At 61.8% G+C, this 15944-nt stretch carries 15 protein-coding genes, 2 pseudogenes and 1 other annotated feature; of the genes and pseudogenes, 13 read left to right on the forward strand and 4 right to left on the reverse strand.

What is annotated here, in order from left to right; all coding sequences use genetic code 11:
* From BVG12_RS20930 to BVG12_RS20965, 8 genes are all read left to right on the forward strand, one after another.
* A complete protein-coding gene (locus BVG12_RS20930) occupies positions 1-1551 on the forward strand; it encodes a type II and III secretion system protein family protein (RefSeq protein WP_075794095.1) in 1551 nt (516 codons plus the stop codon).
* Between the two features lie 9 nt (positions 1552-1560).
* On the forward strand, positions 1561-1839 hold the full coding sequence (locus BVG12_RS20935; RefSeq protein WP_075794096.1) for a hypothetical protein: 279 nt from the start codon (positions 1561-1563) through the stop codon (positions 1837-1839).
* Between the two features lie 74 nt (positions 1840-1913).
* Positions 1914-3086 (forward strand): CpaE/TadZ family protein, encoded by a 1173-nt coding sequence (locus tag BVG12_RS20940; protein WP_075794097.1) that lies wholly within the window; start codon positions 1914-1916, stop codon positions 3084-3086.
* A 19-nt stretch (positions 3087-3105) separates the two neighbouring features.
* Positions 3106-4449, forward strand: coding sequence for a TadA family conjugal transfer-associated ATPase (locus tag BVG12_RS20945; protein WP_075794098.1), 1344 nt, complete (start codon positions 3106-3108; stop codon positions 4447-4449).
* A 21-nt stretch (positions 4450-4470) separates the two neighbouring features.
* Positions 4471-5454: a type II secretion system F family protein gene (locus BVG12_RS20950; RefSeq protein ID WP_075794099.1), complete on the forward strand. Its 984-nt coding sequence runs from the start codon at positions 4471-4473 to the stop codon at positions 5452-5454.
* Positions 5455-5464: 10 nt separating this feature from the next.
* Complete coding sequence (locus BVG12_RS20955; protein ID WP_075794100.1) at positions 5465-6409, forward strand: type II secretion system F family protein; 945 nt, start codon at positions 5465-5467, stop codon at positions 6407-6409.
* 12 nt (positions 6410-6421) lie between these two features.
* On the forward strand, positions 6422-7516 hold the full coding sequence (locus BVG12_RS20960; RefSeq protein WP_075794101.1) for a LytR C-terminal domain-containing protein: 1095 nt from the start codon (positions 6422-6424) through the stop codon (positions 7514-7516).
* Positions 7517-7605: 89 nt separating this feature from the next.
* Positions 7606-7929: a BON domain-containing protein gene (locus BVG12_RS20965; protein WP_075794102.1), complete on the forward strand. Its 324-nt coding sequence runs from the start codon at positions 7606-7608 to the stop codon at positions 7927-7929.
* A 3-nt stretch (positions 7930-7932) separates the two neighbouring features.
* Here the strand turns inward: BVG12_RS20965 and BVG12_RS20970 are convergent, their stop codons facing one another.
* On the reverse strand, positions 7933-8700 hold the full coding sequence (locus BVG12_RS20970; RefSeq protein WP_075794103.1) for a GIN domain-containing protein: 768 nt from the start codon (positions 8698-8700) through the stop codon (positions 7933-7935).
* 183 nt (positions 8701-8883) lie between these two features.
* Between BVG12_RS20970 and BVG12_RS20975 the strand changes: the two genes are divergently transcribed.
* Together BVG12_RS20975 and rtcA are read left to right on the forward strand one after the other, a co-directional pair.
* A complete protein-coding gene (locus BVG12_RS20975; protein ID WP_075796484.1) occupies positions 8884-10119 on the forward strand; it encodes an RtcB family protein in 1236 nt (411 codons plus the stop codon).
* An 11-nt stretch (positions 10120-10130) separates the two neighbouring features.
* Positions 10131-11150, forward strand: a complete 1020-nt coding sequence (rtcA, locus tag BVG12_RS20980; RefSeq protein ID WP_075794104.1) for an RNA 3'-terminal phosphate cyclase — start codon at positions 10131-10133, stop codon at positions 11148-11150.
* A gap of 85 nt (positions 11151-11235) precedes the next feature.
* Here the strand turns inward: rtcA and BVG12_RS34160 are convergent, their stop codons facing one another.
* Complete coding sequence (locus BVG12_RS34160; protein WP_075794105.1) at positions 11236-11682, reverse strand: hypothetical protein; 447 nt, start codon at positions 11680-11682, stop codon at positions 11236-11238.
* Between the two features lie 257 nt (positions 11683-11939).
* Here BVG12_RS34160 and BVG12_RS35865 point away from each other — a divergent pair.
* Both BVG12_RS35865 and BVG12_RS35870 read left to right on the forward strand, forming a co-directional pair.
* Positions 11940-12104: pseudogene (locus BVG12_RS35865) on the forward strand (transposase); the annotation flags it as partial.
* Positions 12100-12269 (forward strand): annotated as a pseudogene (locus BVG12_RS35870) (IS3 family transposase); the annotation flags it as partial. The pseudogenes BVG12_RS35865 and BVG12_RS35870, both read left to right, overlap by 5 nt.
* Positions 12270-12872: 603 nt before the next feature.
* Here BVG12_RS35870 and BVG12_RS34170 read toward each other — a convergent pair.
* On the reverse strand, positions 12873-13562 hold the full coding sequence (locus BVG12_RS34170) for a hypothetical protein (protein ID WP_156895698.1): 690 nt from the start codon (positions 13560-13562) through the stop codon (positions 12873-12875).
* A 70-nt stretch (positions 13563-13632) separates the two neighbouring features.
* Between BVG12_RS34170 and BVG12_RS34175 the strand changes: the two genes are divergently transcribed.
* Positions 13633-14001: a hypothetical protein gene (locus BVG12_RS34175; protein WP_156895699.1), complete on the forward strand. Its 369-nt coding sequence runs from the start codon at positions 13633-13635 to the stop codon at positions 13999-14001.
* Positions 14002-14530: 529 nt separating this feature from the next.
* Here BVG12_RS34175 and BVG12_RS21005 read toward each other — a convergent pair.
* A protein-coding gene (locus BVG12_RS21005) for an IS3 family transposase (RefSeq protein ID WP_156895493.1) occupies positions 14531-15729 on the reverse strand; the annotation gives its coding sequence in 2 pieces (ribosomal slippage) (positions 14531-15438 and positions 15438-15729; 1200 coding nt in all).
* Positions 15332-15448, reverse strand: a sequence feature (AL1L pseudoknot). Its footprint overlaps the gene before it by 117 nt.
* Positions 15730-15944 lie beyond the last annotated feature (215 nt).

Raw genomic sequence — 15944 nt, forward strand, 5'->3', positions numbered from 1 at the left:
ATGAACGGATGCTTGACGCCATCACCGATGCTTCGCTGCCTGTTCGCCGCCGGCCTCGCGCTGGTGGCCGCCGGACCCGCCGGCGCAGCCGCTAAAACGAAAGCGCAGGCCGCGGACAACCCGGCCGAGGCGCCGCCGCGTGCCGAGGCCGGCCCCAACTGCAAGGGCGAGGCCGCGAAGCCGGCCCAACTGGCTCTGCAGGTCGGCAAGTCCAGCCTGATGCGCCTGCCGGAACCGGTCCAGCACCGCAGCGTCGGCAACCCGCTCGTCGTACAGGCGCTGATGGTGGCACCCGACACGCTGTACATCGCCGGTATCGATGTCGGCACGACCAATATGATCATCCAGGGCCGGAGCGGCCTGTGCAGCGTGCTCGATATCACCGTGGCGATGGACCCAGCCGCTCTGCAGGCGACGCTGGCCGTCGCCATGCCGGACGAGCACGACATCAAGGTGCTGGCCGCGTCCGACGCCCTCGTGTTGACGGGCACCGTAAGCGATATCGGCGCGGCCGCGCGCGCCGTCGAACTGGCGACGGCCTATGTGCGGCGGCCGCTGCGGGGACTGACGGTGCCCGACAAGGAGGACGCCGCCAGCCAGAGCCAGAGAGAAAACCAAAACCAGGCCGGTGCGGCCGCGGCCGCGGCGCGGGTGGTCAATATGCTGGCCGTGCGTGCGCCCCAGCAGGTGCAGTTGGAGGTCAAGATCGCCGAAGTGTCGAAGACCCTGCTGGATCGCCTGGAAGGCGGCGCCAGATGGACCTTCAGTTCCGGAAGTTGGGGCGCCATGCTGTTGTCGAACTTCATCAGCGGCACGGCGCGCGGGTCGCTCACGGCGGGGAAGAGTCTTGACCGCGGCTTCACCGCCGCGGCCGAGAAACAGGATGGCCTGGTGCGCGTGCTCGCCGAGCCGAACGTGATGGCGATCAGCGGCCAGGAAGGCACGTTCCTCGTCGGCGGCAAGTTTTATATCCCGGTCGCGCAGGACAACAACCGCGTCACGCTGGAAGAAAAGGAGTTCGGCGTCGGCCTGCGCTTCACGCCGACCGTGCTGGGCGGTGGACGCATCAATCTGCGCGTCGCGCCCGAGGTGTCGGAATTGTCGCGCGAAGGCATCGGCGTGTCGGCCACCGGATTCAACGGCACCGCTCTCTTGCCGGTCGTGACGACACGCCGCGCCACCACGACGGTCCAGCTGTACGACGGCCAGAGCTTTGCGATCGGAGGCCTGATCAAGAGCAACCTGGTCGCCAACCTGAAAGGGTTGCCCGTGCTGGGAGAAGTGCCCGTGCTGGGCGCCCTGTTCCGCAGTGCGGATTATCAACAGGACCGCACGGAACTGGTGTTCGTGATCACCGCCCACCTCGTCAAGCCCTTGTCCGGCAATGGTTACACGCTCCCGACCGACAAGGTGGGCGAGCCGTCGCGTGCCGGATTGCTATTGGGCGGGCGCCTGGAAGGCCCGCCACCGGCGGCGGCGACGGCCACCGTGTCGACCCCGGCACCGGCAGCCCCGTCGGCGCAAAGCGCGGGCGGCTTCGAACTGAAATAGGAGAGAGCGATGGCGATCAAATACGAGCGCATGGCGTGTGCGGCGCTGTCGGGCATGCTGCTGTGTGGATGCAGCACGGCCCCGCGCTTCGATGAAAACTTCGGCACCTCCGTGCGCGCCAACGCGGTGGCACAGGTGCTCGATCCGTCCGCAGCCGCCAACACGAATCCCGCCGCCGGTATGGACGGTTCCGCCGCCGTTATCGCCCATGGACGCTATCAGGATTCGTTCAAGGCGACGGAGCCGCCCATCAAGTCGCTGATCATCAACGGGATGGGCAGCAAATGACGCGCTGCCCCGGCCCGATCTGAACATCCTGTGCCTACCCAACCCGATGACCCAAAGCCGTCCCGAGGAGTCCGATGAAAGCCCTGCTGATCAGCCGCGACACCCAGCTTTACGCGGAGATCGCCTCCCAAGGCGCGGCGCGCGTACCGCCGTTGAACGTCGCCGCCAGCCGCGCCAGCCTGCGCGACGCGCTCGAGCGTCCGCTGTCTGATGGACCGAGCCTGATCATCGTCGACATCAGCGACGCCGATGCCGCCGACGGCGACTTGCTGGAGCGCCTGACCCGCCACTACTCGGCAGCGCATTTCATGCTGCTGACCGACAATCACCACCCCGACCTTCTGATCCGCGCGATGCGGGCCGGCGTCCGCGAAGTGCTGCCGCTGCCGCTGGTGCACCGGGCGCTGCACGAGGCCATCGACCGCATCGCGGCCAGCGCCGGCGTGGCCGCGATGCGCGACGGGAAGATACTCGCGTTCATCGCCTGCAAGGGCGGCAGCGGCGCGACCTTCATCTCCACCAATTTCGGCTATGCGCTGGCCACGCTGGCGGACAAGAAGGTACTGTTGATCGACCTGCATCGCCAGTTCGGCGACGCCACGTTGTACGTGTCGGACCAGAAGCCGGCCATGACGCTGTCCGACGTGTGCCAGCAGATCGCCCGCATCGACGGGCCGTTTCTGGAATCGTGCCTCGTGCACGTGGCGCCCGGTTTCGGGGTACTGGCCGCGGCCGACGACCCGGGCCAGACCACCGAAGCCAAGCCCGAACACATCGACACGATTCTGCGCATCGCGCGCCAGCACTACGATTACATCCTGCTCGACGTCGGCCGCCAGATCGACGCGGTGTCGCTGCGCGCGCTCGACAGCACCGACGCGATCTACCCGGTGCTGCAACTGGCGCTGCCGGACATCCGCGACGCGCGCCGCCTGCTCGACATCTTCCGCTCGCTCGGCTATGTGACCGACCACATCCGCCTGATCGTCAACCGCTACGAAAAGGGCGGCAAGCTGCGCCTGCAGGACCTGCACGCGGCGCTGGGCGCGGAAGTGCTGCACACCGTCCCCAACGATTACATCGCCGTCACCGACTCCGTCAACCAGGGCATTCCGGTATTGCAGCTGGCACGCACGAGCGCCGCCGCGCGCAGTCTCGCCGACCTGGTCGAAGTGGTGACCGCGCGCCGCATCCCCGAGGCCAAAGGCCTGCTCGACCGCCTGTTCGGGCGTGGCGAAGACGATTGATCTTTTCAAGGAGCCGTCCATGTCCCTGCGCGAACGCCTGTCCGTGACGGACGAGGAGCGCCAGCATCAGCCGGTAGCGGCCGCGGCGCAACAAGCCTACGCGGAACTGAAGAAGACGATGCACCAGATGATCCTCGACCGGATCGACCTGGAGCGCTTGAAACGCCTGACGAGCGAGCAGTTCAAGCACGAGCTGGCGCTGCTGGTCCAGCGCATCATCGAAGAAGAGCGCATCGTGCTGAACCAGCAGGAGCGCCATCATCTGGTGCTCGACATCCAGCACGAGATGCTCGGCTTCGGTCCGCTCGAGCCGCTGTTGAACGATCCGACCGTCTCGGACATCCTCGTCAACACCCACGACAAGGTGTACGTCGAGCGGCGTGGCCGCCTGGAGCTGACCGATGTCACCTTCCACGACAACGCGCACCTCATGAAGATCATCGAGAAGATCGTCTCGCGCGTCGGCCGTCGCGTGGACGAGTCGAGCCCGATGGTCGACGCGCGCCTGCCGGACGGTTCGCGCGTCAACGCGATCATCCCGCCGCTCGCGGTAGACGGGCCGCTGGTGTCGATCCGGCGCTTCGGCGCGACGCCGCTCACGGTACAGAATCTGCTCGACTATAAAAGCGTCACGCCACCGATGATCAAGGTGCTCGAAAGCCTCGGTCTCGCCAAGGTGAACATCCTGATCTCGGGTGGCACCGGCAGCGGCAAGACGACGATGCTGAACCTGATCTCCGGATTCATCCCCGGCAACGAGCGCATCGTGACGATCGAGGACGCGGCCGAACTCCAGCTGCGCCAGCCACACGTCGTGCGTCTCGAAACGCGCCCGCCCAACATCGAAGGCAAGGGCGAGGTGACGCAGCGCGCGCTCGTGCGCAACTCGCTGCGCATGCGCCCGGACCGCATCATCCTGGGCGAGGTGCGCGGGCCGGAAGCGCTGGACATGCTGCAGGCCATGAACACCGGCCACGAAGGCTCGCTCGCGACGATCCACGCGAATACGCCGCGCGACGCGCTCGCGCGCCTGGAGAACATGGTCGGCATGGCCGGTGTGAACTTGACGCCGCGCGCCATTCGCCAGCAGATCGCCTCCGCGATCACGGTGATCCTGCAGGCGTCGCGCCTGGCCGACGGCACGCGCAAGGTCGTGAGCATGCAGGAGATCACGGGCATGGAAGGCGAGATCATTTCGATGCAGGAGATCTTCCGCTTCGAGCAGACGGGCATCGACGCCGACGGCAAGGTGCAGGGCCATTTCTGCGCGACAGGCGTGCGGCCGCGCTTCGCCGACCGCCTGCGCATGTTCGGCGCGGCGGTGCCGGACGATACCTTCGATCCAGACCGCGTGTTCACCTGAACCGCTCAGCGCGAAATCAGCATGGACATCCTCTTCTACGGGTTCATCGTCTTCCTGTTCGCCGCCGTCATCCTCGGCATCGAGGGTGTCTATCTGTGGTGGGTGAACACGCACGGTGCCAGCGCCCAACGGATCGCGCGCCGGCTGCAGCTGATGTCGGGAAACCAGGCGCGTCATGCCGAACGCATCTCGATCCTCAAGCTGCGCCGCTTCGGCCGTAACGACCTGACCGACCGCCTGCTGCAGCGCTGGCGCTTTGCGCACCGCCTCGACCGGCTGCTGCTGCAGTCGGGGATCGCGTGGTCGGTCGAGCGCTTGCTGTTGTGCTCCGGCGCGGTCGCGCTGATCGCCGTTTATCTGGTGATGCAGTGGTCGCTGCCCCTGCCGCTGCCGGGGCGCGTCGGGATCGTCCTGCTGTGCGCCTTCCTGCCGCTGCTGCTGGTGCGCCGTACGCGCACGCGCCGCCTCGCGCGCATCGAAGAGCAGCTGCCCGACGCGGCCGACTTCATCGCACGCGCGCTGCGCGCCGGCCATTCGTTTTCGAACGTGCTGCAAATCGTCGGCAACGAATTGCCGGAACCGCTCAGCGGCGAATTCCGCATCGCGCGCGAGGAAATCAACTACGGCGTGCCGCTGGGCGAAGCGCTGCACAATATGGCGGCGCGCATTCCGTTGACCGACCTGCGCTACCTCGTCATCGCCATCCTGATCCAGCGCGAGACCGGCGGCAACCTGGCCGAGATCCTCAGCAACATCGGCCACATCATCCGCGGCCGCCTGCGGCTGGCGGCGCAGGTGCGCGTGCTGTCGGCTGAAGGGCGCATGTCGGCCTGGATCCTCGGACTGCTGCCGTTCGCCGTCGGCGCCATGCTGGTGCTGGTGAATCCCGGTTACGTCATGGTGCTATGGACCGATCCGATCGGCATGAAGCTCCTCTGGACCGCGCTGGTGATGATCATCGTCGGCGTGATCTGGCTGAGGAAGGTGATCCGCATCCGCATCTGAGGAGACATCGATGACTCACGCACAGCTGCTGTTCCTGTTGATCCTCTTCGCGGTCGTGTGCTGCCTTGCCTGGCTTGCGGCGGTGCTGTTCGCGCCCGCCGCGCTGCGTGCCCGGCTGGCGAGCTTCATGGGCCGTGCGGACGAGGCCCAAGCGGAGCGCAACGGCTGGATCGAACGCGTGGCGCGCGCCGCCAAGCCGCTGACCAAGCTCTCGGTGCCGGACGAGGGCTGGGAAAAGTCGGCATTGCGTACCCGTTTCATGAACGCCGGCTGGCGCAATCCGGCGGCGCCGACGCTGTACTTCGCCTCCAAAACGGCCCTGGCGCTGGGCCTGCCCGCGCTGGTCGGCATCGTGCTGGCCTTCGTGCCCGCCACCGTCGCCAATTTGGAAAGAGTGTTCGTGCTGCTGATTGCGGCAACGTGCGGCTACTACCTTCCGAACGTGATCCTCGAGCGCGTCATCAAGCGGCGCAAGCGCGACATCTTCGAAAACATTCCCGACGCGCTCGACCTGCTCACGGTGTGCGTGGAGGCCGGCTTGAGCCTGGAGCGCGCATTTGTCAAGGTCGCCGCCGAGATCCACGTCAAGAGCGTGACGCTGGGCCAGGAATTGCAACTGGTGCTGATGGAGATGCGTGCCGGCTTCAGCAAAGAAAAGGCACTGCGCAATTTCGCGTTGCGCGTCGGTCTGGACGACATCGATTCGCTCGTCGCGATGCTGATCCAGTCCGAACGCTTCGGCACGAGTATCGGCGACGCCTTGCGGGTGTATTCGGAAACGCTGCGCGGTAAGCGCCGTATCGTGGCGGAAGAGGCGGCCGCCAAGATCGGCCTGAAGCTGTTGTTCCCCCTCATCTTCTGCATCTTCCCGACCTTGTTGATGGTGTTGCTGGGTCCAGCCGGCATCCAGATCACCAAGCTATTCGGTACCGCATTGGGCGGTACCGCTGAATGAACGGAGATTGTCATGCGTGCGCGAATCCGCCTCTACACCGTGCCTTTGTTGTGCAGCGGCGTGCTGCTGCTGGCCTGCAGCAGTCCACCGCCGCGGCTTGAGGCCGGACCGTCTGCGTTTCCGGCGGCGGACGACAGCTATCTGCGTGGCCGCAACCTGTACCTCGCGCGCCGCTACGACGAAGCGATCGCCGCCTACGAGGCCGCGCTGCGCATCGACGGCACGCACGTCAATGCGCGCAACGGCCTGGCGATCGCCTACGCCGAGCGGCGCGATTTTACGCATGCGATTCCGATCTGGCGCGAGCTCACCCGCGACGCGACCATGGCGTCCGGCCCGGCGTCGAGCTTCCTGTTTGCCAATCTGGGATATGCTTACCTGCTCAGCGGCGATGTCGATGCGGCCCAGGTCGCGCTCGAAAAAGCTTGCCTGCTCGACCCGCTCAGCCAGCGCGCTTGGCAATACCTGGGCGAAACCCTGGTCAAGCTGGGTCAGGAAGAGCGTGGCCGGCAGATGCTGCGCCAGGCCGAGGCCTTGCGCGAACACGATTTCCGCGCCGACTACGCGACGGCGAACGGCGGCACGCGGCTGCCGGCCATTGAGGAGGCGGTCAAGACCGATCAGCATCCCGACGCCGCTGAATGGGCCTCCGTCGAAGTGACCCGCAGGGACGACGGCATGCTCGAGTTGCGGCGCGTGCCGGCGAATGTGGCGGTGCTGCGCAGGGAACCCGTCGGCACGGCGGCCGTTCAGCCGCAGGAAGAGGAAGCGGTCGCCAGACTGGAGATCAGCAACGGCGACGGCCGCGAGGGCCTGGCGCGCCTTCTGTCGCGCCAGTTGCGCGATCCTGGGCTCAAGGTCGTGCGGCTGACTAACGAAAAGGGATTCGGCGTGCGTCAGACGCGCGTCGAGTACCAGGCCGCGTTCCGGACGGCGGCGGAACGTCTGGCCCGGCATGTCGGCAGCGGTGAGCCGGTCGAGGTCGGCATGGCTGGGCACGCCGACGTGCGCCTCGTCATCGGGCACGACCTGCCGCTGCAGCGCATCGCGGCACGTCCGCCGTCGGGGCCGCTCCTGGCGCAGGCGGGCCGTTCCGGCGCGCCCTGAGCCCCAGTGCCGTTTTCACAACAGTAACGGGCGACAGGTTGTCCCGAAATTCGGAATAATTAAGTTCTTGATCATTCGGGAGAACCGCCATGAAGCTCACTCGTTTCCAGTCCGCTATTGCTCAGTCTGTTCTTGCGACGTCGCTGCTGGTCTCGCTCGCAGCCTGCGCCCCGACGCCGACCCGCGAAGGCACAGGCGAATACATCGACGACTCCTTGATTACCAGCAAGGTGAAAGCCGCCTTCGCCGCCGATCCGACGGTCAAGGCGACCCAGGTCAAGGTGGAAACTTTCAAGGGCACGGTGCAACTGAGCGGCTTCGTCGATTCGCGCGAATCCGCCGAAAAGGCGGTGGAAATCGCGCGTGGCGTGAAAGGCGTGAAGTCCGTCAAGAACGACACCGTCATCCGTTGATGCTTATTGCCAGCTGACCTTGCCGAAGCCGTTCGTCGTCGCATTGCGCGTGGCCGGCTTGCCGTAGACGGTGGCCGAACCCATGCCGCTCAGATTGACGTTGGCTGCCGTTTTCGCGTACACGCTGGCGCCGCCGAGGCCGGTCATGTCCAGGTCGACCGTTTCGGCGCGCAATTGTTGAGCGTCCAGACCGCCGACGCCGCCCAGTTGCGCGCGCAGTAACTTCGTCTGGCCGGCCACGGTGATATGCCCGGCGCCGCCCAGGTGCAGTTCGATACGATCGGCTTGGCCCGGATTCAGCGTGAGACCGCCGACGCCGCCCAGGCGCGCGTCGACGTCACGATATTGTCCCGTGAAGCGCACGGCGCCCGCGCCGTCCAGCGCGATCTTCAGCTTGTCGCCGCTGAAGCCGGAGACGTCGCTCGAGCCGACGCCCTGCGACACGAATTCCTGCAGGTTCGGCACGGTCATATCGGCGCGTAACTCGTTCTTGCTATTGCCTTCGAAGCGGGTATTGTTTTCCATGTCGATGACGAGCGTGTCGCCGCGCTGCGTCGTCGTCACCTTCGTCACATAGCGGCGGTCGCCGGACACCACGAGCGACGGCGTGGGGCCCTGGCGCAAGTTCAGGCGGATCACGCCGCCCAGGCGCACCTTCGACACGCCGGCATCCACATTGCGGTTTTCGCGGACGAGTTCGTCGGCCACGGCGGCATGCGCGCCGATTGCCAGGGTGGCGGCGAGAACGGCGCTCTTGATCAGGTTGTTCATTGTTGGGGTCTCCGATAGTGATCTGATGAAATCACTATAGGCAATCCCCCTGGACGGAACCCGTCGATTGTGACGGATTGCAGCATTGGCGGTACAGACCGTGAAATCGCCGTGCCGTCCCGCGTGCCCTTGGATTCCGCACAGACGCCGCCATGTTCTGCCCGAGCGCACGAGGAGACGATGATGAAAGACGAGCACTACGACGTCCTGGACGTGGAGGGCGGCCGTCCCGTCAAGATGTGGACGCGCGGCGTCCCGGTGGAAGAGGAAGCCAAGCGCCAGCTGGCCAACACGGCACGCATGCCGTTCATTTATAAGCACATGGCGGCCATGCCGGACGTCCACCTGGGCAAGGGTTCGACGATCGGCAGCGTGATCCCGACCTTGGGCGCGGTGATTCCGGCCGCGGTCGGCGTCGACATCGGCTGCGGCATGATGGCCGCCAAGACGACCCTGAGCGCGAACGACCTGCCCGACAACCTGGGCCCGCTGCGCAGCGCCATCGAGCGCGCCGTGCCGCACGGCATGTCGCCGAAGACGCGTGGTTTTAAAGGACGCGACCAGGGATCGTGGGACAGACCGCCACAAGCCGTCGACCAAGCCTGGACGGCGCTGAAGGATGAATTCGACGTCATCTGCGAAAAGACGCCGAAGCTGAAGCACACGAACAATTACAAGCACCTGGGTACGCTGGGCAGCGGCAACCACTTCATCGAGATCTGCCTGGACGAGCAAGGCTTCGTATGGTTCATGCTGCACTCGGGCTCGCGCGGGGTCGGCAATGCGATCGGCTCGCACTTCATCGAACTGGCCAAGCAGGACATGCGCACGCATCTCGCCAATCTGCCGGATCAGGACCTGGCATATCTCAAGGAGGGCACGCGACACTACGACGATTACGTGGAAGCCGTCGGTTGGGCCCAGAAGTTCGCACGGATGAACCGCGAAGTGATGATGCAGAACCTGATCGCGGCCGTGCGCACGGTCATCAAAAAACCGTTCGAGACGCACGTCGAAGCGGTGAACTGCCACCACAACTACGTGCAGAAGGAACACCACTTCGGCAAGGACGTGCTGGTCACGCGCAAGGGCGCCGTGTCGGCGCGCGAGGGCGAGCTGGGTATCATTCCCGGCTCGATGGGCGCCAAAAGCTACATCGTGCGTGGTAAAGGCAATCCGGAGAGTTTCCACAGCTGCAGCCACGGCGCCGGTCGCACGATGAGCCGCACGGAAGCCAAGCGCCGCTACTCCGTCGAGGACCAGGTACGCGCGACCGAGGGCGTCGAATGCCGCAAGGATGCCGCTGTCATCGACGAGATCCCGATGGCCTACAAGGACATCGATGCGGTGATGCAGGCGCAGAGCGACCTTGTCGAAGTCGTGCATACGTTGAAGCAGATCGTCTGCGTCAAAGGATGAACGGACAAGGCATGATCGAACTGGACGGCGCCGCCGGCGAAGGCGGCGGCCAGATCCTGCGCAGCGCGCTGACCCTGGCGATGATCACGGGGCAGCCGTTCCGCATCCGGAACATCCGCGCCAACCGCACGAAGCCAGGCCTGATGCGCCAGCACCTCGTGGCCGTGGAGGCCGCGCTGCAGGTCTGCGGCGGCGAGGCCGCGGGCGCCGCGCTCGGCAGCCAGGACCTGACGTTCGTGCCGGGCCCGGTCAAGGGCGGCGACTATGCGTTCGCCATCGGTACGGCCGGCAGTTGCACGCTGGTACTGCAGGCCGTGCTGCCGGTCCTGCTGAAGGCGGACAAGCCGTCGACCCTGCGGCTCGCCGGCGGCACGCACAACCCGATGGCCCCTCCGGTGCAATTTCTGCAGCGCGCGTGGTGCCCGCGCCTGGCCGAGATGGGCGCGCACATCGACATCCGTCTGGAACGCTTCGGCTTTTATCCGGCCGGCGGTGGCGTCGTCGAAGCCCGCGTCGAGCCGTGCACTGAACTGCGGCCGCGCACGTGGATGGGGCGCGGTGAACGTCGCGCCGCCTACGCCGAGGCGTTCGTGGCCGGCGTGCCGGAACGGGTCGCGTTGCGCGAACTGGAGTGCGTCGGCCAGGCCTTGCACTGGCACGAAGACCAGTTGCTCGTGCGTAGCCTGCCGGCCAACCAGGGCCCGGGCAATGCGCTGATGCTGACCCTCGAGTACGACCACGCGACCGAGGTGTTCACGGCCTTTGGCGAAAAATCCTTCTCGTCCGAACGTGTGGCGCATCAGGCGGTGCAGCGTACGCGCCAATACCTCGAATCGCGGGCCGCATTCGCCGAATACCTGGCCGACCAGATGATGCTCCCGCTCGCGCTGGCGGGCGGCGGCGGTTTTACGCTCGATGAGGTGTCGATGCATGCGCGTACCAATGCGCAAGTGATCGAGACATTCCTGCCCGTGTGCTTCGCCTTCGACAGGCAGGACGGCATCGACAGTTGCACGGTGGCGGGACGCTGACGCGTTATCAAACGATGGCGGGCAGGTGATGCCGGCACCCCTGCAACAGCATTGCATTCGAACGTGACTGGATGGCGAATGCAGTTTATTTGTATTCGGAGCCTTGGTAATCGACAAATCCGAGAGGAGCATGGGTGAAGTGGAGCACGGGGAGTATCGGACCATCGCTGCCATTGTTTCCCGTGGTTGGGTAGGCGCGGCTGGCATCGATGTACTCGCCTTGTACTTCGATTGGCGTACCAGCGTGAAACGGGATCGGGCCATGGTTGGCATCATTGTCGCCGAACCGGCAGGCCAGAAATAAGGTTTGACCGCTCAGATCCGGTTGATAGGTAGGATTATCGAACGGACCGACGTTTCCTACCAGAGGCAACATGCTTTTCACATAAATCCGCAGATGCTGATGTTGACCGTCGCCATCATCGGCCCCGGGAGCCAGGACCTCTTGCACAGTACCGGCCAAGTGAACGACGGGGCCGTGTGACGAGTGTTTGTCGGTGTAATGAGGATAGTGCCGTGCGAAATTGGACATTTGTGACCCCTGAGTTGGAGAAGAGAGCAGCTGTCAAATTCTAATCATGAGAACTGGCACATTAATAACATTGCAAAAATTTAACAAATCTGAAAGTCACGCTTTCATCGGCGGCGATGTGTTGGAAAATAAATGCCTATTTCTAGCAGCTTTGATGGTTAACTTGTGTGGATGTTGACCTTGCCACTCCGAATGGACATTTCTGACCTATGATTTGAGCATAGGAGAAATGAATGAGTACATAGCGTTACACGCCAGAATTCAAGGAAGAAGCTGTCGGGCAAGTAGTCGAGCGCGGCTACCCAGTCCCGGAATTTGCGGCCCGTTTGGGGGGGTCGACTCACGGCTTGTGCAAGTGGGTCAAGGCTGTGATGCCGACGAAGGACGAGAAACAAAGCGCAGAGCTGGTCGAAGGTCAATAAGATCAAGGCCGTACACGGCTACAAGGCCCCAGAAGGATTGCTGGGCGGCCTTCGATCATTGCGCCGAGCCGGCTCAATCGAGAATTCACCGTCGATGCGCCTGACCAGGCTTGGGTCGCCGATATCACCTACCTTCGAACGTGGCAGGGCTGGCTTTATCTGGCAGCCTGGGCCATGTCAGCCCAGAGGCCTTTGAGCGCGCCTCGATGTGAGGCCGGGATTTGTCTACTGAACTAGGGGAAGTCCAGCCGTTCCCACTACAAGACGGGTATATCGGTAGCAAAGATGAAGACCCATGGAGAGTTGAGCTTCAGCTGTCAAATCTAGATAAGAATCATCGAAGGGCAACCGCCAAATTGCATCGCTATTATCGACAGTTGGGATTTATGACAATGAAGGGTACGCCTTTTATGTTTCGGATGGGAGACTATGCGTTGCCTTCACCTGATGATCTGATCAAGTAACTCGATCTTATCAGCGGGTGATAAGCATGGCATCGAAAAGCAAAAAGCCCAACCATGAGGCTGGGCTTTTTACTTGAAGCTATGGTGCCGGCTGCAGGACTCGAACCCGCCACCTGATGATTACGAAACAGAATGGGCACCTGGCCGCTGTTGCGTTAGACATGCCCTTCAGCTTGAGCAGGGTGTTGCTTTTAAGTGGCCAATGTGTTGCTTTACATTCTTATACGTTAACACAAATGCGTTGGTTTTACGCCACTCTCTGCAAGCCGTTTTTCGGTTTTTAGTTATCCACAGGCTGTCGCGCTCAACACGTTTTGAGCGACTGCAAGAACATTACGGATCCATAATTAAGAAAAGTCCGCTTGCCGCAGCCAGCCCAACGCCAACACCGCCTGAAATCACAGTCGTACCGATGGAGGAGCCGCCTGCCGCAAGATATTTGCAGGATGCGCGGAAAATGGAATACGCAGTGAGAGGAGCATCGATAGGATATTTGTTTGGAACATTTACAGCTAAGTGCAGGCTTCGTTCCATTCTTTTTCTTTCCGATTATCAGATAGGGAGCGCCGGCCCGCAGAAACTTGTCAAAAGTTCTTTTTACTCTGGCCGCGATGTAAGAGTATTCATTCATGAAAACCCATTCCTCCGCAAGTACCTGATAGACGATATCATCGTCTACTTCGTTTCTTAAGTCGTCAAGAAACTCGGAATGTTTGTCAAAGCGGCTTTTAAACTCTGGCGCCTCCGTTACATCAAGCAATCCGCCCAGATCAATGTTGCGTTGGAAAAAACTGAAATCGATATTCGCTTGCCCGGGCAGTTTAAAAAAACGCCCTAGTGTTTCCCGCTCCGTTTTAGTTAGGCTATCCATCCTAAAAAAAATCGAGGGCAAATAAATTTTGACGATGTCTGCATGTTCTTCAGCAAGTGTTACGAATCTTTCTAGTCTCTGCATATTTGGGATTGCAGAAGGGTCCAGGATTGCATCGATCATTACACTTCCTTTGACTAAATATGGGTCGTTAGAAAATTCTGCGTTCACCGAAACTCTTCAAAAACTTTAGATGACCGAGATTTTCTTGCTCACTGGGTTAAGCGTGGAATTTCCTGCTTTATTGGTAGAAACCGCGTCCAAAAGCGACGCTAAAGTGGCTTACCATGGTGGTTATTGCTCTCTTATACTCAAGCACAAGACCACGCGAGTTGCTATTCTAGCATCTCCTTTGCTCTGTAGCGACGCATCTAATCACATACCGTGGAGAGAATTCGCTGTCGAGCTGCCGCAGGTTTTGGCACGCGAAGGCGTGAAAGATCTTACTCCAGACCTGATCGGCTTTTGCGCCGACGATGTAGCCGTCCAGCGTAGCCACCGCGTGACGTGCGTTGTATGTCCGGCTCATGCACAGCACGTCGTCGATATCCAGAAAAACTAGTGTGTCACTCACTAGAAAGCTCTCCATGTATTCCAATCTCTTACCCAACGGCTTATGTTCTATGAGAGTTCTAACATTTACCTAGAAAGGCTCGTAAATGTGGTCAGTCGTGTACTTTTGCCAGAAATGACGCGCTTCTAACGAGCATTCGACTGCCATAACCTCATCACCGGCCAAGATTGCGCTCTTTGAACTCCATCGCTGTGCTCACGATTACGTCAACTTGGTACCGATCGGAGATCGCTGCGATCGGCGTTTTTCCATGAAGCGAATGCTTTGGCGTCATGAAGAACTGGAACATTACGTCCCCAGTAAGACCTGCAAGCGAGAGGCACACTGTTTCGACATCACCGCAAATTGATACATCCGCGAAAAAACTGGGAAACCATCGTTCGCCTCTACTACCGCTCACGTAAAACATGCTGCTATCTTGGATAGCTTGTTCAAGGACAGCAAGAGTGAACCGCCCCGGGAATAGTGGAGGCTGGTTGGTTTAAGTTAATGCGGTTTCATCGGCAGCGATCTTGAGCTACCGATAGTAGTTTGCCTCAGCTTCCGCGGGCGGGATATAGCCGATTGGTTCCATCAACCGGTGGTGGTTGAACCAGGCCACCCATTCCAAGGTTGCCAGCTCGACAGATTCCCGAGTTTTCCAGGTTCGGCGGTGAATCAATTCCGTCTTGTACAAGCCGTTGATCGTCTCAGCCAGTGCGTTGTCGTAGCTGTCTCCCCGATTGCCGACCGACGGTTCGATACCTGCTTCGGCCAGGCGTTCGCTGTAGCGAATGCTGAGATATTGCGAGCCCCTATCGGAATGATGGATTAAAGTTCCATTTTCACCGGGCTGGCGAGCATACAATGCCTGTTCAAGCGCATCCAGAACGAAATCAGTGGTCATCGACGAACTGACCCGCCAGCCGACAATGCGCCGGGCGAAAACGTCCACCACGAAGGCTACGTACAGCCAGCCCTGCCACGTCGAAACGTATGTAAAGTCCGACACCCACAGCTGATTTGGACGGTCAGCCCTAAACTGCCGATTCACCCGATCCAGCGGACGTGGGGCGGCAGAATCGGGAATCGTTGTCCGGACTCGCTTGCCGCGCACAGCACCTTGCAAACCCAGCCGCTTCATCAAGCGCTCGACCGTGCAGCGAGCGATGGCGATGCGTTCCCGGTTCATCTGCTTCCAGACCTTGTCGGCTCCGTAGACCTTCATGTTGGCCTGCCAGACCCGGCTGATTTCCGGACACAGAATCTCATCGCGCTTCGCCCGCGCGCATCGCTTCGACGAATCACGAAGCTGTGCCGCATGGCGCCGATAACCCGACGGGGCAATCCGCAAGACCTTGCAGATCGGCTCGACCCCGAAGGTGTCGCGATGCTGATCGATAAAGGCCTTCAGGACTTCAAACGGCGGTCGAGCTCCGCCTGGGCGAAAAACGCGCTTGCCAGCTTCAGGATTTCGTTCGCCCGCCGCAGCTCTTTGTTCTCGCGCTCCAGGGCTTTGAGTCGCTCACGCTCCTCTGTTGTCACTCCTGCGCGCTCTCCCTGGTCAATCTGGTCGCGCTTGACCCATTCATGCAGCGTTTGTGGCGTGCAGCCGATCATCCCTGCAATTGACTCGACCGCCGCCCACAGCGAAGGATGCTCATTACGCTGCTCCCGTACCAGACGGACTGCGCGCTCCCGGACTTCCGGCGAAAATTTGCTTGGCTTCTTGTTCATAGCTCCATTCTCTCAAGAGTTGGAGCCTCCATCAAATCCGGGGCGGTTCAATCCCAGGTTCCGTGTAGCAAGAATGAACGGCTCAGATAGCCGCCGAACGAAACTCGATCTACTGTTTGGGCGTTCGTTACGCCTTGCAAGCTCTGGGCCAATGAAGCACATGCATTGGAATTGAAGAGTATGGTGCCGAGTGTCTGACTCGAACAGACGACCTA

It is taken from the genome of Massilia putida (genome assembly GCF_001941825.1).
GTDB lineage: Bacteria > Pseudomonadota > Gammaproteobacteria > Burkholderiales > Burkholderiaceae_D > Telluria > Telluria putida.

Coding starts and splice junctions, on each gene's coding strand:
- BVG12_RS20970 (WP_075794103.1), bottom strand. CDS start 8,700: ATGAACAACCTGATCAAGAGCGCCGTTCTCGCCGCCACCCTGGCAATC.
- BVG12_RS20950 (WP_075794099.1), top strand. CDS start 4,471: ATGGACATCCTCTTCTACGGGTTCATCGTCTTCCTGTTCGCCGCCGTC.
- BVG12_RS34170 (WP_156895698.1), bottom strand. CDS start 13,562: ATGATCGATGCAATCCTGGACCCTTCTGCAATCCCAAATATGCAGAGA.
- BVG12_RS20935 (WP_075794096.1), top strand. CDS start 1,561: ATGGCGATCAAATACGAGCGCATGGCGTGTGCGGCGCTGTCGGGCATG.
- BVG12_RS20930 (WP_075794095.1), top strand. CDS start 1: ATGAACGGATGCTTGACGCCATCACCGATGCTTCGCTGCCTGTTCGCC.
- BVG12_RS20965 (WP_075794102.1), top strand. CDS start 7,606: ATGAAGCTCACTCGTTTCCAGTCCGCTATTGCTCAGTCTGTTCTTGCG.
- BVG12_RS34160 (WP_075794105.1), bottom strand. CDS start 11,682: ATGTCCAATTTCGCACGGCACTATCCTCATTACACCGACAAACACTCG.
- rtcA (WP_075794104.1), top strand. CDS start 10,131: ATGATCGAACTGGACGGCGCCGCCGGCGAAGGCGGCGGCCAGATCCTG.
- BVG12_RS20945 (WP_075794098.1), top strand. CDS start 3,106: ATGTCCCTGCGCGAACGCCTGTCCGTGACGGACGAGGAGCGCCAGCAT.
- BVG12_RS20975 (WP_075796484.1), top strand. CDS start 8,884: ATGAAAGACGAGCACTACGACGTCCTGGACGTGGAGGGCGGCCGTCCC.
- BVG12_RS20960 (WP_075794101.1), top strand. CDS start 6,422: ATGCGTGCGCGAATCCGCCTCTACACCGTGCCTTTGTTGTGCAGCGGC.
- BVG12_RS20940 (WP_075794097.1), top strand. CDS start 1,914: ATGAAAGCCCTGCTGATCAGCCGCGACACCCAGCTTTACGCGGAGATC.
- BVG12_RS34175 (WP_156895699.1), top strand. CDS start 13,633: ATGACCGAGATTTTCTTGCTCACTGGGTTAAGCGTGGAATTTCCTGCT.
- BVG12_RS20955 (WP_075794100.1), top strand. CDS start 5,465: ATGACTCACGCACAGCTGCTGTTCCTGTTGATCCTCTTCGCGGTCGTG.